The 15,494-nt window shown below is 70.4% G+C and carries 13 protein-coding genes; 12 read left to right on the forward strand and 1 reads right to left on the reverse strand.

Going from position 1 to position 15,494, the window contains the following annotated elements:
* The 3 genes from ACWD68_RS15085 to rpsD all read left to right on the forward strand — a co-directional run.
* A partial coding sequence (locus tag ACWD68_RS15085; protein ID WP_451806862.1) for a vitamin K epoxide reductase family protein occupies positions 1–498 on the forward strand: 498 nt, incomplete at its 5' end.
* Positions 499–591: 93 nt separating this feature from the next.
* Entirely contained in the window at positions 592–1,947 is a 1,356-nt protein-coding gene (locus ACWD68_RS15090) for a replication-associated recombination protein A (protein WP_451806863.1), read from the forward strand.
* Between the two features lie 340 nt (positions 1,948–2,287).
* Positions 2,288–2,902 (forward strand): 30S ribosomal protein S4, encoded by a 615-nt coding sequence (gene rpsD / locus ACWD68_RS15095; RefSeq protein ID WP_451806864.1) that lies wholly within the window; start codon positions 2,288–2,290, stop codon positions 2,900–2,902.
* Between the two features lie 39 nt (positions 2,903–2,941).
* Here the strand turns inward: rpsD and ACWD68_RS15100 are convergent, their stop codons facing one another.
* The gene (locus ACWD68_RS15100) at positions 2,942–5,110 is read right to left on the reverse strand and encodes an ATP-binding protein (RefSeq protein WP_451806865.1); all 2,169 of its coding nucleotides are present in this window, start codon (positions 5,108–5,110) and stop codon (positions 2,942–2,944) included.
* A 161-nt stretch (positions 5,111–5,271) separates the two neighbouring features.
* Here ACWD68_RS15100 and ACWD68_RS15105 point away from each other — a divergent pair, with 161 nt between their 5' ends.
* The 9 genes from ACWD68_RS15105 to aroB all read left to right on the forward strand — a co-directional run bounded on the left by ACWD68_RS15105 (position 5,272) and on the right by aroB (position 15,402).
* Positions 5,272–5,706, forward strand: coding sequence for a DUF948 domain-containing protein (locus ACWD68_RS15105; protein ID WP_451806866.1), 435 nt, complete (start codon positions 5,272–5,274; stop codon positions 5,704–5,706).
* A gap of 7 nt (positions 5,707–5,713) precedes the next feature.
* Positions 5,714–6,070 carry a DUF6167 family protein gene (locus tag ACWD68_RS15110; protein ID WP_451806867.1) on the forward strand — a complete coding sequence of 119 codons (357 nt, stop codon included), beginning with the start codon at positions 5,714–5,716 and terminating at the stop codon, positions 6,068–6,070.
* On the forward strand, positions 6,070–8,742 hold the full coding sequence (alaS, locus tag ACWD68_RS15115) for an alanine--tRNA ligase (RefSeq protein WP_451806868.1): 2,673 nt from the start codon (positions 6,070–6,072) through the stop codon (positions 8,740–8,742). Before ACWD68_RS15110 ends, alaS begins: the two co-directional genes overlap by 1 nt.
* An 11-nt stretch (positions 8,743–8,753) precedes the next feature.
* On the forward strand, positions 8,754–9,218 hold the full coding sequence (gene ruvX, locus ACWD68_RS15120; protein ID WP_451806869.1) for a Holliday junction resolvase RuvX: 465 nt from the start codon (positions 8,754–8,756) through the stop codon (positions 9,216–9,218).
* Positions 9,219–9,341: 123 nt separating this feature from the next.
* A complete protein-coding gene (mltG, locus tag ACWD68_RS15125; protein ID WP_451806870.1) occupies positions 9,342–11,228 on the forward strand; it encodes an endolytic transglycosylase MltG in 1,887 nt (628 codons plus the stop codon).
* The gene (locus tag ACWD68_RS15130) at positions 11,209–12,048 is read left to right on the forward strand and encodes a shikimate dehydrogenase (RefSeq protein ID WP_451806871.1); all 840 of its coding nucleotides are present in this window, start codon (positions 11,209–11,211) and stop codon (positions 12,046–12,048) included. The genes mltG and ACWD68_RS15130 overlap by 20 nt, the downstream gene beginning before the upstream one ends.
* A gap of 569 nt (positions 12,049–12,617) precedes the next feature.
* Positions 12,618–13,802 (forward strand): chorismate synthase, encoded by a 1,185-nt coding sequence (gene aroC / locus ACWD68_RS15135; protein WP_451806872.1) that lies wholly within the window; start codon positions 12,618–12,620, stop codon positions 13,800–13,802.
* Positions 13,799–14,314 (forward strand): shikimate kinase, encoded by a 516-nt coding sequence (locus ACWD68_RS15140; RefSeq protein WP_451806873.1) that lies wholly within the window; start codon positions 13,799–13,801, stop codon positions 14,312–14,314. Before aroC ends, ACWD68_RS15140 begins: the two co-directional genes overlap by 4 nt.
* A complete protein-coding gene (gene aroB, locus ACWD68_RS15145; protein WP_451806874.1) occupies positions 14,311–15,402 on the forward strand; it encodes a 3-dehydroquinate synthase in 1,092 nt (363 codons plus the stop codon). Before ACWD68_RS15140 ends, aroB begins: the two co-directional genes overlap by 4 nt.
* The last annotated feature ends 92 nt before the right edge of the window (positions 15,403–15,494 follow it).

The raw sequence follows: 15,494 nt of genomic DNA on the forward strand, positions 1-15,494 counted from the left end.
ACGATCGACAAGTTCAAGCTGCTGGAGAACCCGAACTTCGTCCCGGGATGCAGCCTGAACCCGGTCGTCTCCTGCGGCAACATCATGAAGAGCGATCAGGCCTCGGCCTTCGGCTTCCCGAACCCGATGCTGGGTCTCGTCGCCTACGGCATCGTGATCTGCGTCGGTGTGAGCCTGTTCGCCCGGGCCACCTTCCCGCGCTGGTACTGGCTGACCTTCAACGCGGGCACGCTCTTCGGTGTCGGATTCTGCACCTGGCTGCAGTTCCAGTCGCTGTACCGGATCAACTCGCTGTGCCTGTGGTGCAGCCTGGCCTGGGTCGCCACGATCATCATGTTCTGGTACGTGACCTCCTTCAACGTCCGCAACGGCTTCCTGCCCGCCCCGCGCTGGATGAAGAGCTTCTTCGGCGAGTTCACCTGGGTCCTGCCGACGCTGCACGTCGGCATCATCGGGATGCTGATCCTGACCCGCTGGTGGGACTTCTGGACCAGCTGACGGCCCGCCCGCGACGGCCGGCCGCGCGCCCCACGGGGACCACGGCCGACGGCCCCGGAAGGATTGTCGGTGGGGTGACATAGGGTTTCGGACGTGGAGCCCGACCTGTTCACCGCCGCAGCAGAAGAACGCCAGGAGAAGGACCCGTCCAGCAGTCCCCTGGCGGTGCGGATGCGCCCGCGCGTCCTCGACGAAGTCGTGGGGCAGCAGCATCTGCTGAAGCCGGGCTCGCCCCTGCGCAGACTCGTCGCCGAGGGCAGTGGCGGACCCGCCGGACCGTCCTCGGTGATCCTCTGGGGCCCGCCGGGCACCGGCAAGACGACCCTCGCGTATGTCGTCTCCAAGGCCACCGACAAACGCTTCGTGGAGCTCTCCGCGATCACCGCGGGTGTCAAGGAAGTGCGCGCGGTCATCGACGGCGCCCGCCGCGCCGCCGGCGGCTTCGGCAAGGAGACCGTCCTCTTCCTGGACGAGATCCACCGCTTCAGCAAGGCCCAGCAGGACTCCCTGCTCCCGGCCGTGGAGAACCGCTGGGTGACGCTGATCGCCGCGACCACCGAGAACCCGTACTTCTCGGTGATCTCGCCGCTGCTCTCCCGCTCCCTCCTCCTCACGCTCGAACCGCTCACCGACGACGACCTGCGCGGTCTGCTGCACCGGGCGCTCGCCGACGAGCGCGGCCTCAAGGAGGCCGTCGGCCTGCCCGAGGACGCCGAGGAGCACCTGCTGCGGATCTCCGGCGGCGACGCCCGCCGCGCCCTGACCGCCCTGGAGGCCGCGGCCGGCGCGGCACTCGACAAGGGCGAGCCGGAGATCACCCTCCAGACGCTGGAGGAGACGGTCGACCGCGCCGCCGTGAAGTACGACCGCGACGGCGACCAGCACTACGACGTGGCGAGCGCGCTCATCAAGTCCATCCGCGGCTCCGACGTGGACGCCGCCCTGCACTACCTGGCCCGGATGATCGAGGCGGGCGAGGACCCCCGCTTCATCGCCCGCCGTCTGATGATCTCCGCCAGCGAGGACATCGGCCTGGCCGACCCGAACGCGCTGCCCATAGCCGTCGCCGCCGCCCAGGCCGTCGCGATGATCGGCTTCCCCGAGGCGGCGCTCACCCTCAGCCACGCCACGATCGCACTCGCCCTGGCCCCGAAGTCCAACGCCGCGACCATGGCGATCGGCGCCGCGATGGAGGACGTGCGCAAGGGGCACGCCGGCCCGGTGCCGACGCATCTGCGCGACGGGCACTACAAGGGTGCGGCCAAGCTCGGGCACGCCCAGGGGTACGTGTATCCGCACGACCTGCCGGAAGGCATCGCCGCCCAGCAGTACGCGCCGGAGGAGCTCAGGGACCGGGAGTACTACTCACCGACCCGGCACGGCGCCGAGGCGCGCTACGCCGACGCGGTGGAGTGGACCAGGAAGCGCCTCGGTAGAGGGCGCTCCTGAGCACCCTGTAGCATGTGTCGAAGCGCTGAGTCCCGTGTCCGGCTCCGGTCGGCACCACCAGAACGGGACATCCAGCCGGAGCCCCCGCCTTCACGGGGGGATTCCAGGAGCGTCGCGCACCGTCGAAGGTGTCGCGGGCAGCCCATCACCACCCGGACTTCCGGGACCGGTCGGTGGGCCACTCGCGTGCTGCACATATGTGCCCAGACCCAGGAGCGGCTGCCCGCCCCGTCCACGTGGTTCTCCACGTCGGCGAGGAGGGTTTCCCGGGCTGCGGATTGCGACCTCCCTTAACTCTGGTGAAGCCGTATTCGCATCAGGAACATGAGGTGTTTGGTTCATGCCGAACCAGTCCCGCCCCAAGGTCAAGAAGTCGCGTGCCCTCGGCATCGCGCTGACCCCGAAGGCCGTCAAGTACTTCGAGGCCCGCCCCTACCCGCCGGGCGAGCACGGCCGCGGCCGCAAGCAGAACTCGGACTACAAGGTCCGTCTGCTCGAGAAGCAGCGTCTGCGCGCGCAGTACGACGTGTCCGAGCGCCAGCTCGTCCGCGCCTACGAGCGTGCCTCCAAGGTCCAGGGCAAGACCGGTGAGGCCCTGATCATCGAGCTGGAGCGTCGTCTCGACGCGCTGGTCCTTCGTTCGGGCATCGCCCGCACGATCTACCAGGCCCGCCAGATGGTCGTCCACGGCCACATCGAGGTCAACGGTGGCAAGGTCGACAAGCCGTCGTTCCGTGTCCGTCCCGACGACGTCGTGATGGTCCGCGAGCGCAGCCGCAGCAAGACGCTGTTCGAGGTTTCCCGCGCGGGCGGCTTCGCCCCCGACGGTGAGACCCCGCGCTACCTCCAGGTGAACCTCCCGGCCCTGGCCTTCCGCCTGGACCGTGAGCCGAACCGCAAGGAGATCCCGGTGATCTGCGACGAGCAGCTCGTCGTCGAGTACTACGCCCGCTGATCTTCTTCCGGCGGACGTAGCACCACCTGCGCGTCAGTGTCAGCCCGTCGTCTCCCCGCCCTTCGAGGTGGGCGAGACGGCGGGCTTTCGCATGTCCGGGGGCAGCCTGCGCGGCGACGGCACCGCCCCGAGCGGCGGAGCGCCGGCACCGCCGAGCGCGCGGGCGACCGCCGCGTCCCGCCCGAGCAGCTCCCCCGCCCGTACGCACTCCTCGTACCGCTCGTCGCCCAGCCCCTGCCGGGCCAGGGCCGCACAGCGCGCGTGCGGCGCGTTGTAGTACGCCGAGCCGAACAGCGGCAGCCCCACCGACGGCCACATCCGCGATGCCGCCCCCTGGAGCAGCGCGGCCTCCGCCGGATCGCCCTCCACCGCCGTGACCAGGGCGAGCAGCTCGACCGCGAGGACGGCGCCGAGCAGATCGCGGAAGGTGTGCGCGATACCGAGGCTCTGCTCCAGGAGATCGCGGGCGCGTACCTGGTCGCCCTCGACCTGGGCCTCGTACGCCAGGACGTACAGCGCGTACGCCAGCGCCCAGCGTTCCCCGTGGTCCTCGCAGACCCGGCGGACGTCCTCGCACATCTTCACCGCGCCCGCCAGATCGCCCTGGAAGGCGAGCGCCATCGCCAGCTCGACCTGGCCCATGAGCACATTGCTGTTGAGCTCGCCGATCTCGTGATAGCGGTCCAGCGCCGAACGCAGCAGGGTCTCGGCGCGCGGCATGTCGTCCGTGACCAGGGCCAGACAGCCGGTGCGATGCTCGGCGTAGGCGACCGCGACGGCGTTCTTGGAGCGCTCCGCCTCCTCGCGGCACTCCTGGAGCGCGGACAGCGCGGGCACCGCGTCGCCCTGGAGGACCGCCACATAGCCGAGCACCCACAGGGCCTTCAGCCGCGACTGATCACGGTCGCCGTCGAGCTCGACACTGCGTTCCAGCCAGTGCCGGCCCTCCGAGAGCCGGCCGCAGCCGACCCAGTAGAACCACAGGGCACCCGCCAGATACTGACCCAGATGCGCCTCGTCCGGCTCGGTGAGCGAGTACTCCAGCGCGCAGCGCAGATTGGGCAGTTCCGTCTCGACGCGGGCCGCGACCTCGCCCTGACGCGGCGAGAACCAGTCCAGCTCGCACCAGGTTGCCAGGCCCATGTACCAGTCGCGGTGGCGGCGGCGCAGCCGCTCCGCGTCGCCGGTCGCCGTCAGCCAGTCCGCGCCGTAGGCCCGGACCGTGTCCAGCATCCGGTAGCGAACGCCCGCCGCCGTCTCCTCGCGCGAGAGCACCGACTGCGCGAGCAGTGCGCCGAGCACGTCCAGGACGTCGTCGGCGGGCAGTCCGTCCCCGCTGCACACGTACTCGGCGGCCTCCAGGTCGAACTGCCCGGCGAACACCGACAGCCGTGACCACAGCAGCCGTTCCTCCGGCGTGCACAGTTCATGGCTCCAGCCGATGGCCGTTCGCAGCGTCTGGTGCCGGGGCGGTGTGTCACGCCCACCGCCGGTGAGCAGCCGGAACCGGTCCTCCAGCCGGGCGAGCAGCTGAGCGGGGGAGAGGGCGCAGAGACGTCCGGCCGCCAGTTCCAGGGCCAGCGGGATTCCGTCCAGGCGCCGGCACAGCTCCCGCACGTCGGACCGGTTCCCCTCATCCAGCGTGAACCCGGGCACCCGGGCCGCCGCCCGGTCCGCGAACAGCTCAGCGGCCTCCGCCGCGGCCAGCGGAGCCAGCGGGAACACCCGTTCACCCGCGACGTCCAGCGGTCTGCGGCCGACGGCCAGCACACGCAGCCCGGGCGACCGCCGCAGCAACTCGCCCACGAGCGAGGCACTCACATCCACCAGGTGCTCGAAACCGTCCAGGACGAGGAGGAGCCGGCGTTTGGCGAGATGGTCGAGCAGCACCCGCCGCGGGGGCTTCGCGGTGTGGTCCGTCAGCCCGAGGGCCTCGACCACCGCGTACTCGACGAGTTCCTGGTCGTGCACCGCGGACAGGTCCACGCGCCACACACCGTCGCGCACGCCCGTCCGCGCCGCCGCGTGGGCCGCGAACCGTGACTTCCCGACGCCTCCCATGCCGGTCACGGTGACCAGGCGGACCGTCTTCAGCGCTTCGGCCAGTCGCGCGAGTTCGGTGGAGCGCCCTACGAACGCGTCGAGTTCCAGGGGCAGATTGCCGGGTTCCGCAGCACCGGAGGACCGGGCGCGGTGAGAACGCGTCATGAAATACGGAGCGTACTGACCTGTTAGCGCTCCGTACAATCGCTTCGGGCAACTCCGCGCCCCGGCGCCGCTAATGCGGTACGGAGCGGCGGCCCCGGCGCGATAGGGTCGGGTGACGACTTTTCGATGTTCAGGCACGCAGTCAGGGAGCGGGTGCAACAGTGTCCGGTGGTGAGGTGGCCGGGATTCTGGTGGCCGTCTTCTGGGCGATCCTGGTCTCCTTCCTCGCCGTCGCGCTGGCGAGGCTGGCCCAGACGCTCAGGGCGACCACCAAGCTCGTGGCGGACGTGACCGACCAGGCCGTCCCGCTCCTGGCGGAGGCCTCAACGGCGGTGCGCTCCGCGCAGACGCAGATCGAGCGCGTCGACGCCATCGCGTCGGACGTCCAGGAGGTCACGTCGAACGCGTCCGCGCTGTCGACGACCGTCGCCTCCACGTTCGGCGGCCCCCTGGTCAAGGTCGCGGCCTTCGGCTACGGCGTGCGCCGGGCCATCGGAAGCCGTCGTGAGAATGTGCCCGACAAAGCGTCCCGGCGTACCGTGATCGTGGGCCGCACCGTCCCGTCCGCGCGGCGGGGAAAGCGGAAGAAGGACTGACGCAGCGATGTTCCGCCGTACGTTCTGGTTCACCGCAGGCGCAGCCGCGGGTGTATGGGCCACCACCAAGGTCAACCGCAAGCTCAGGCAGCTGACCCCCGAGAGCCTCGCGGCGCAGGCCGCGAACAAGGCGATCGACGCGGGTCACCGGCTCAAGGAGTTCGCGCTCGACGTCCGCGACGGGATGGCCCAGCGAGAGGCCGAACTCGGCGAGGTGCTCGGTCTGAACGAGCGCCCGGACCCCGAACTGCCCACGAAGCGCCGTATCGCCGCGATGGGCGACGACAAGCAGCTCGGCAACAACAAGCAGATCAAGTACATCGAGAACACGAAGTACTCGTACAACCGGAATGAGGACCACTGATGGAGTCGGCTGAAATCCGCCGCCGCTGGTTGAGCTTCTACGAGGAGCGCGGTCACACCGTCGTTCCTTCGGCGTCGCTCATCGCGGACGACCCGACTCTGCTCCTCGTCCCCGCCGGCATGGTCCCCTTCAAGCCGTACTTCCTCGGCGAGGTGAAGCCGCCGTGGTCGCGCGCCACCAGCGTGCAGAAGTGCGTGCGCACACCCGACATCGAAGAGGTCGGCAAGACCACGCGGCACGGCACGTTCTTCCAGATGTGCGGCAACTTCTCCTTCGGTGACTACTTCAAGGAAGGCGCCATCACCTACGCCTGGGAGCTGCTCACCACGCCCCAGGACAAGGGTGGTTACGGGCTCGACCCGGAGCGCCTGTGGATCACGGTCTACCTCGACGACGACGAGGCCGAGTCCATCTGGCGCGACAAGATCGGCGTCCCGGCCGAGCGCATCCAGCGCCTGGGCAAGAAGGACAACTACTGGTCCATGGGCGTCCCGGGCCCCTGCGGCCCGTGTTCCGAGATCAACTACGACCGCGGCCCCGAGTTCGGCGTCGAGGGCGGTCCGGCCGTCAACGACGAGCGGTACGTGGAGATCTGGAACCTGGTCTTCATGCAGTACGAGCGCGGCGAGGGCATCTCGAAGGACGACTTCGAGATCCTCGGCGACCTGCCCAGCAAGAACATCGACACCGGCCTCGGCATGGAACGCCTCGCCATGATTCTGCAGGGCGTGCAGAACATGTACGAGATCGACACCTCGATGGCCGTCATCAGGAAGGCCACCGAGCTGACGGGCGTCGAGTACGGCGCCGCCCACGAGTCCGACGTCTCGCTGCGCGTGGTCACCGACCACATGCGCACCTCCGTGATGCTCATCGGCGACGGCGTGAGCCCCGGCAACGAGGGTCGCGGCTATGTGCTGCGCCGCATCATGCGCCGCGCCATCCGCAACATGCGGCTGCTGGGTGCCACCGGTCCCGTCGTCAAGGACCTCATCGACGTCGTGATCGAGATGATGGGCCAGCAGTACCCGGAGCTGGTCAGCGACCGGCAGCGGATCGAGACCGTGGCCCTCGCCGAGGAGGCCGCCTTCCTCAAGACGCTGAAGGCCGGCACGAACATTCTCGACACGGCCATCACCGACACCAAGGACTCCGGCGGCACGGTCCTCGCCGGCGACAAGGCCTTCCTGCTCCACGACACGTGGGGCTTCCCGATCGACCTCACCCTCGAAATGGCCGCCGAACAGGGCCTGTCGGTGGACGAGGACGGCTTCCGCCGCCTGATGAAGGAGCAGCGGGACAAGGCCAAGGCCGACGCCCGGGCCAAGAAGACCGGCCACGCCGACCTCGGCGCCTACCGTCAGATCGCCGACGCCGCCGGTGAGACGGACTTCATCGGCTACGACCGCACCGAGGTCGAGTCGACGATCGTCGGCATCCTCGTCGACGGCGCCTCCTCACCGGCCGCCACCGAGGGCGACGAGGTCGAGATCGTGCTCGACCGCACCCCCTTCTACGCCGAGGGCGGTGGCCAGATCGGTGACACCGGCCGCATCCGGGTCGACTCCGGCGCGATCATCGAGATCCGCGACTGCCAGAAGCCCGTCCCGGGTGTGTACGTCCACAAGGGCGTCGTCCAGGTCGGCGAGGTCACCGTCGGCGCCAAGGCCCAGGCCTCCATCGACGAACGCCGTCGCAAGGCCATCGCCCGCGCCCACTCGGCCACGCACCTCACACACCAGGCCCTGCGCGACGCCCTCGGCCCGACGGCCGCTCAGGCCGGTTCCGAGAACCAGCCCGGCCGCTTCCGCTTCGACTTCGGTTCCCCGTCCGCCGTCCCGACGGCTGTGATGACAGACGTCGAGCAGCAGATCAACGAGGTGCTCGCCCGCGACCTGGACGTCCAGGCCGAGGTCATGAGCATCGACGAGGCCAAGAAGCAGGGCGCCATCGCCGAGTTCGGCGAGAAGTACGGCGAGCGCGTCCGCGTCGTGACCATCGGCGACTTCTCCAAGGAACTGTGCGGCGGCACCCACGTGCACAACACCGCTCAGCTGGGCCTGGTCAAGCTGCTCGGCGAATCGTCCATCGGCTCGGGCGTACGGCGCATCGAGGCCCTGGTCGGCGTCGACGCGTACAACTTCCTCGCCCGTGAGCACACGGTCGTCGCCCAGATCCAGGAGCTGGTCAAGGGCCGCCCCGAGGAGCTTCCGGAGAAGGTCTCCGCCATGCTCGGCAAGCTGAAGGACGCCGAGAAGGAGATCGAGAAGTTCCGCGCGGAGAAGGTGCTGCAGGCCGCCGCCGGTCTCGTCGAGTCCGCCAAGGACATCAACGGCGTCGCGCTGGTCACCGGACAGGTCCCGGACGGCACGGGCGCCGACGACCTGCGCAAGCTGGTCCTCGACGTGCGCGGCCGCATCCAGGGCGGACGGGCCGCTGTCGTGGCCCTGTTCACCGTGGCGGGCGGCAAGCCGCTGACGGTCATCGCCACCAACGAGGCCGCCCGCGAGCGTGCTCTGAAGGCCGGCGAGCTGGTCCGAGCCGCCGCCAAGACCCTCGGCGGCGGCGGTGGCGGCAAGCCCGACGTCGCCCAGGGCGGTGGCCAGAACCCCGCCGGCATCGGTGAGGCCATCGACGCGGTCGAGCGCCTCGTCGCCGAGACGGCCAAGTAGAGGCCGCGGACATGCGCAGAGGACGTCGGCTCGCGATCGACGTCGGGGACGCCCGGATCGGGGTCGCCTCGTGCGACCCCGACGGGATCCTCGCGACACCGGTGGAGACGGTCCCGGGACGTGACATCCCGGCCGCCCACCGCCGGTTGAGGCAGCTCGTCGAGGAGTACGAGCCGATCGAGGTCGTCGTCGGGCTCCCTCGCTCCCTCAAGGGGGGCGAGGGCCCCGCCGCGGTCAAGGTCCGTGCCTTCGCCCAGGAGCTCGCGGTCGGGATCGCTCCCGTTCCGGTGCGGCTCGTGGACGAGAGGATGACCACGGTGACGGCCAGCCAGGGCCTGCGCGCCTCGGGCGTGAAAGCGAAGAAGGGCCGGTCGGTGATCGACCAGGCCGCCGCCGTCATCATTCTCCAGCAGGCGCTGGAATCCGAACGGGTGTCAGGCAAGTCTCCCGGCGAGGGCGTCGAAGTGGTCATGTGATCGCGATACGGTAACGTTCCGCCCGATGCGGTGGTGTTCGAACAGCCCTCGCACAGTAAAGAGGCGGACGGGAGCCGAGCCACAGGAGCCGGCCGCTGCCGGCTCGCGGCTCGTAGGGGATCGATGACTGAGTATGGCCGGGGCCCAGGCTCCGAACCGTGGCATCCGGAGGACCCGTTGTACGGGGACGTCGGATGGGGCGGGCAGGCCGCCGACGGCCAGTCCGCCTACGACGGCGGCCAGCCGCAGCACTATCCGCAGCAGCAGGCGCAGCAGCAGGGCCAGCAGGGCGACTGGGGCACGGGTCAGCAGCAGTACCCGTCCCAGGGCCAGCAGCAGTATCCCGGCCAGGGCCAGCAGCAGTACCCGGGTCAGGGTCAGCAGCAGTACCAGGGCCAGCAGCAGTACCCCGGGCAGCAGCAGTACCCCGGGCAGGGGCAGCAGCAGTACCAGGACCAGCAGCAGTACCCCGGGCAGGGGCAGCAGGGGTACGCGGACCAGGGCCAGCAGCAGTACAACGGTCAAGGGCAGCAGTACCCCGGCCAGGGGCAGCAGCAGTACCCGTCACAGGGCGGGCAGCAGCAGTACGCCGACGGCGGCTGGAACACCGGCGCGCAGCCGCAGGTGCCCTACGCCGCCGACCCGGCCGACCCCTACGCGGGCCAGTACGCCGGTGAGCAGCCCGACTACTACGGCACCCCCGACGCCTACCCGCCGCCCGAGCCGCCGGCCCGGCGCCGCGCCGAGCCCAAGCCCGAGCGCGAGCCCGAACCCGAGCCGAAGCCGGACTGGGATCCGGGACCGGACCAGGGCGAGCACGCCTTCTTCGCCGGTGGCGACGACGATGACGACGACCTCGACGACGACGATGACGACCCGAAGAGCCGCCGGGGCCGTGGTGACCGCAAGGGCCGGGGCGGCGGCAAGGGCAAGAAGCGCCGCAGCGGCTGTGCCTGCCTGGTGGTCGTCATGGTCTTCGGAGGCGGTCTCGCCGGAGCCGGATATTTCGGCTATCAGTACTACCAAAATCGTTTCGGCTCCGCTCCCGACTACGCGGGCGAGGGTTCGGGGCAGGTACCCGTGGTGATTGCCAAGGGCGAGGGTGGCTACGTAATCGGCCAGAAGCTCAAGGCGCTCGGTGTCGTCAAGAGTGTGGACGCGTTCGTGTCCGCCCAGGCAGAGAATCCCAAGGGCAAGTCGATTCAGGCGGGCGCCTATCTCCTGCGGAAGGAGATGTCGGCCGCGAGCGCCGTCGAGCTGATGCTCGACCCCAAGAGCCAGAACAACGTGACCGTGCCTCCCGGTGCCCGCAATGCCCAGGTGTACGCGGCGATCGACAAGAAGCTCGGACTTTCCAGCGGCACCACCGCAAAGGTCGCGAAGAAGCAATACAAGAGCCTGGGGCTCCCGAGCTGGGCGAACAGCGACAAGGACATAAAGGATCCGCTGGAAGGATTCCTCTACCCGCTCACGTATCCCGCCGCCAAGGGCATGAAGCCCGAGGCCGTGCTGAAGAGCATGGTCGCGCAGGCCAACAAGAAGTACGCCGCGCTGGGGCTCGAGGCGAAGGCGAAGTCCCTCAAGCTCGACAATCCGTTGCAGGTGGTCACGGTCGCGAGCCTCGTCCAGGCCGAGGGCAAGACGCACGACGACTACCGGAAGATGGCCGAGGTCGTCTACAACCGGCTGAAGTCCACCAACACCGAGACCAACCAGAAGCTCCAGTTCGACTCGACCTTCAATTACCTGAACGGCCAGAGCAAGATTCACATCGGTGAGTCCGAGATCAACAGCAACCCGGACCCGTACAACACGTACTTCCACCGGGGTCTGCCGCCGGGTCCGATCGGCAACCCGGGTGACGACGCGTTCAGAGCGGTTTTCAATCCGACGAAGGACGGTTGGATGTACTTCGTGGCGACCGACGGTAAGAGCAATACCGAATTCGCCAAGACGAACGCCGAATTCGAGAGGCTCAAGGACAAGTTCAATGACAGTTCGGGCAACTGATGCCCGCCGGGCCGCGGTGCTCGGTTCCCCGATCGCGCACTCCCTCTCTCCGGTGCTGCACCGGACCGCGTACCGCGAGCTGGGTCTCGGGGACTGGTCGTACGACCGCTTCGAGGTCGACGAGGAGGCGCTGCCCGGGTTCATCGAGGGCCTCGGACCGGAGTGGGCCGGGCTGTCGCTGACCATGCCGCTGAAGCGGGCCGTGATGCCGTTGGTCGACGAGATCAGCGAGACGGCCGCCTCGGTCGAGGCGGTCAACACCGTCGTGTTCACCGAGGACGGGCGGCGCGTCGGCGACAACACCGACATCCCCGGAATGGTCGCCGCGCTGCGCGAGCGGGGGATCGAGCAGGTCGACTCGGCCGCCGTCCTCGGCGCCGGCGCCACCGCCTCCTCCGCGCTGGCCGCCCTCGCGCGGATCTGCACCGGCGAGGTCGTCGCGTACGTCCGCAGCAGGGAGCGTGCCGCCGAGATGCGGCACTGGGGCGAGCGGCTCGACATCGAGGTGCGCACCGCGGACTGGGCGGACGCGGAACAGGCCCTGCGGGCGCCGCTGGTGATCGCCACGACTCCGGCCGGGACCACGGACGCGCTGGCCGCCGCCGTCCCGGAGCGCCCCGCGACCCTCTTCGACGTGCTGTACGACCCCTGGCCGACCGCTCTCGCGGCGCGCTGGTCGGCCTACGGCGGAGCCGTGGTCGGCGGACTCGATCTGCTCGTGCACCAGGCGGTGCTCCAGGTCGAGCAGATGACCGGGCGGGCGCCCGCGCCGCTGGGTGCCATGCGCAAGGCCGGCGAACACGCGCTGGCGGCCCGGTAGGCGATCCCGGCCGAGGCCGTGACACCGTCCGAGGCCGACACGGCCTGGCGTCCGCGGTCCGCCGTCGGGGGCTCACGAGTTTCGTGGCGCGGTGCACCCCACCGGCGCCCGGCCCGGTGGGCCGCTCCGGGCGGGGACGGCGGGGCGTGGCGCCCACGGTCGGCCTCAGGTGGGCCCCAGGGCACTTCGTGGCGCGATGAACCACGCCCGCGCCGCCCCTCCGACGAGATCGCGGACGGTCCGCCGCCGTACCCGCCTCCAGGGCCGCGAGGCGGTCCGGAGCGCGGCGGCACGGGGGCGTGACGCTTCTCGTGATGCCCTCGGACACGGCAGGGGGCCGGTCGCCGAGACGGCCGGGGCAGGCCCGCTCCGGCGCCCCAGGAGACGTACGCGGGACGGTGCGACCCGGCCGGGTGCGTCCGCCTGATGGACCTGCGGCCGGTTCCCGCTCCCGAACGTGGGAGGATCGGAGGCGGCGGGCCAGGGCCGCGCACCCGGTCGCGCCGTCGCCGTACGCGAGGACGCGTGTACGCAGCAGCAGCACCAGGGCGCGAGCATGAGGAGCACCGTTGAGCAGGTTGCGCTGGCTGACCGCGGGCGAGTCCCACGGTCCCGCACTTGTCGCGACGCTGGAGGGCCTTCCCGCCGGCGTCCCGATCACCACGGAGATGGTGGCGGACCACCTCGCCCGGCGGCGCCTGGGTTATGGACGCGGTGCCCGGATGAAGTTCGAGCGTGACGAGGTCACCTTCCTCGGCGGCGTCCGGCACGGTCTGACCCTCGGCTCCCCGGTCGCCATCATGATCGGCAACACCGAGTGGCCCAAGTGGGAGCAGGTCATGGCGGCCGACCCGGTCGCCCCGGAGATCCTCGCCGACCTCGCCCGCAACGCCCCGCTGACCCGTCCCCGGCCCGGTCACGCCGACCTCGCCGGTATGCAGAAGTACGGCTTCGACGAGGCCCGGCCGATCCTGGAGCGCGCCTCCGCCCGCGAGACCGCGGCCCGCGTGGCGCTCGGCGCCGTCGCCCGCTCGTACCTGAAGGAGACGGCCGGGATCGAGATCGTCTCCCACGTCGTCGAGCTCGCCGCGGCCAAGGCCCCCTACGGTGTCCTCCCGAAGCCCTCGGACGTCGAGAAGCTCGACGCCGACCCGGTGCGCTGCCTCGACGCCGACACCTCGAAGGCGATGGTCGCCGAGATCGACCAGGCCCACAAGGACGGCGACACGCTCGGCGGCGTCGTCGAGGTGCTCGCGTACGGCGTTCCGGTGGGCCTCGGCTCGCACGTGCACTGGGACCGTCGTCTCGACGCCCGGCTCGCGGCCGCGCTCATGGGTATCCAGGCCATCAAGGGCGTCGAGGTCGGCGACGGCTTCGACCTGGCCCGGGTGCCCGGTTCGCAGGCCCACGACGAGATCGTCCACACCGAGGACGGCATCCGCCGCTCCACCGGCCGTTCCGGCGGCACCGAGGGCGGTCTGACCACCGGTGAGCTGCTGCGCGTCCGCGCCGCGATGAAGCCGATCGCCACCGTGCCGCGCGCGCTGGCCACCATCGACGTCGCCACCGGCGAGGCCGCCAAGGCCCACCACCAGCGCTCCGACGTCTGCGCGGTCCCGGCCGCCGGCATCGTCGCCGAAGCCATGGTCGCCCTCGTCCTGGCCGACGCCGTGGGCGAGAAGTTCGGTGGCGACAGCGTCCCGGAGACCCGCCGGAACGTGCGGAGCTACCTCGAGAACCTGGCCATCCGGTGACCGCGCCACGGCTGGTCCTGGTCGGCCCGATGGGAGTCGGCAAGTCCACGGTGGGTTCGCTCGTCGCCGAGCGGCTCGGCTGCGCCTACCGGGACACGGACGACGACATCGTGACCGCGCAGGGCCGCACCATCGCCGACATCTTCGTGGACGAGGGCGAGTCCGCCTTCCGCGCCATCGAGAAGCGGGCGGTGCGCGAGGCGCTCGCCGAGCACGACGGTGTGCTGGCGCTGGGCGGCGGTTCGATCCTCGACGCGGATACCCGCGCGCTGCTCGCCGGTCACCAGGTCGTCTATCTCTCCATGGACGTGGAGGAGGCGGTCCAGCGCACCGGCCTGAACGCGGCCCGCCCGCTGCTCGCCGTCAACCCCCGCCGGCAGTGGCGCGAGTTGATGGAAGCGCGCCGCCCTCTGTACACCGAAGTCGCCCGCGCGGTCGTGGCGACCGACGGCCGTACACCCGATGAGGTCGCCCGAGCGGTCCTCGACGCAGTGGAGTTGAAGGAAGCATGAGCGAGGCAGTGACCCGCGTCCAGGTCGGCGGCACAGCGGGCACCGACCCCTACGAGGTCCTGATCGGCCGTCAACTCCTCGGTGAACTGGGCGGGTTGATCGGCGACAAGGCCCGTCGTGTCGCCATCGTGCACCCCGAGGCACTCGCCGGGACCGGCGAGGCGCTCCGCGCCGACCTGGCGGAGCAGGGCTTCGAGGCCGTCGCCATCCAGGTGCCGAACGCCGAGGAGGCCAAGACCGCGGAGGTCGCCGCCTACTGCTGGAAGGCGCTCGGCCAGTCCGGCTTCACCCGCACCGACGTCATCGTCGGCGTCGGCGGCGGAGCCACCACCGACCTCGCCGGTTTCGTGGCGGCGACCTGGCTGCGCGGGGTGCGCTGGATCGCCGTCCCCACCACCGTGCTCGGCATGGTCGACGCGGCGGTCGGCGGCAAGACCGGCATCAACACCGCCGAGGGCAAGAACCTGGTCGGCGCCTTCCACCCGCCCGCGGGCGTGCTCTGCGACCTGGCGGCGCTCGACTCGCTGCCGGTCAACGACTTCGTCTCCGGGCTCGCGGAGATCATCAAGGCCGGATTCATCGCCGACCCGGTGATCCTGGAGCTCATCGAGTCCGACCCTCAGGCCGCCCGGACGCCCGCGGGACCGCACACCGCCGAGCTGATCGAGCGCTCCATCAAGGTCAAGGCGGAGGTCGTCTCCGGCGACCTCAAGGAGTCGGGGCTGCGCGAGATCCTCAACTACGGTCACACGCTCGCGCACGCCATCGAGAAGAACGAGCGCTACAAGTGGCGGCACGGCGCGGCCGTCGCCGTCGGCATGCACTTCGCCGCCGAACTCGGCCGCCTCGCGGGCCGGCTGGACGACGCGACCGCCGACCGGCACCGCACGATCCTGGAGTCCGTCGGTCTCCCGCTGAGCTACCGCTACGACCAGTGGCCGAAGCTGGTGGAGAACATGAAGGTCGACAAGAAGTCCCGCGGCGACCTGCTGCGCTTCATCGTCCTCGACGGGCTGGCCAAGCCGACCGTCCTGGAGGGCCCGGACCCGGCCGTCCTGCTCGCGGCGTACGGCGAGGTCGGGGAGTAGCGGGCGCCACCCCGCGCGGACGTATGTTCCGAAGGACCCCTGCTCAACCCGTTTTGCCCCTCCGTTCCGGGCACTTCGCACCTTCCCCGGCC

It is taken from the genome of Streptomyces sp. NPDC005141, assembly GCF_053599975.1.

Excerpts from the sequence above, each read along its gene's own strand:
- rpsD (WP_451806864.1), top strand. The coding sequence starts at position 2,288 with ATGCCGAACCAGTCCCGCCCCAAGGTCAAGAAGTCGCGTGCCCTCGGC.
- ACWD68_RS15100 (WP_451806865.1), bottom strand. The coding sequence starts at position 5,110 with ATGACGCGTTCTCACCGCGCCCGGTCCTCCGGTGCTGCGGAACCCGGC.
- ACWD68_RS15110 (WP_451806867.1), top strand. The coding sequence starts at position 5,714 with ATGTTCCGCCGTACGTTCTGGTTCACCGCAGGCGCAGCCGCGGGTGTA.
- alaS (WP_451806868.1), top strand. The coding sequence starts at position 6,070 with ATGGAGTCGGCTGAAATCCGCCGCCGCTGGTTGAGCTTCTACGAGGAG.
- ruvX (WP_451806869.1), top strand. The coding sequence starts at position 8,754 with ATGCGCAGAGGACGTCGGCTCGCGATCGACGTCGGGGACGCCCGGATC.
- mltG (WP_451806870.1), top strand. The coding sequence starts at position 9,342 with ATGACTGAGTATGGCCGGGGCCCAGGCTCCGAACCGTGGCATCCGGAG.
- ACWD68_RS15130 (WP_451806871.1), top strand. The coding sequence starts at position 11,209 with ATGACAGTTCGGGCAACTGATGCCCGCCGGGCCGCGGTGCTCGGTTCC.
- aroB (WP_451806874.1), top strand. The coding sequence starts at position 14,311 with ATGAGCGAGGCAGTGACCCGCGTCCAGGTCGGCGGCACAGCGGGCACC.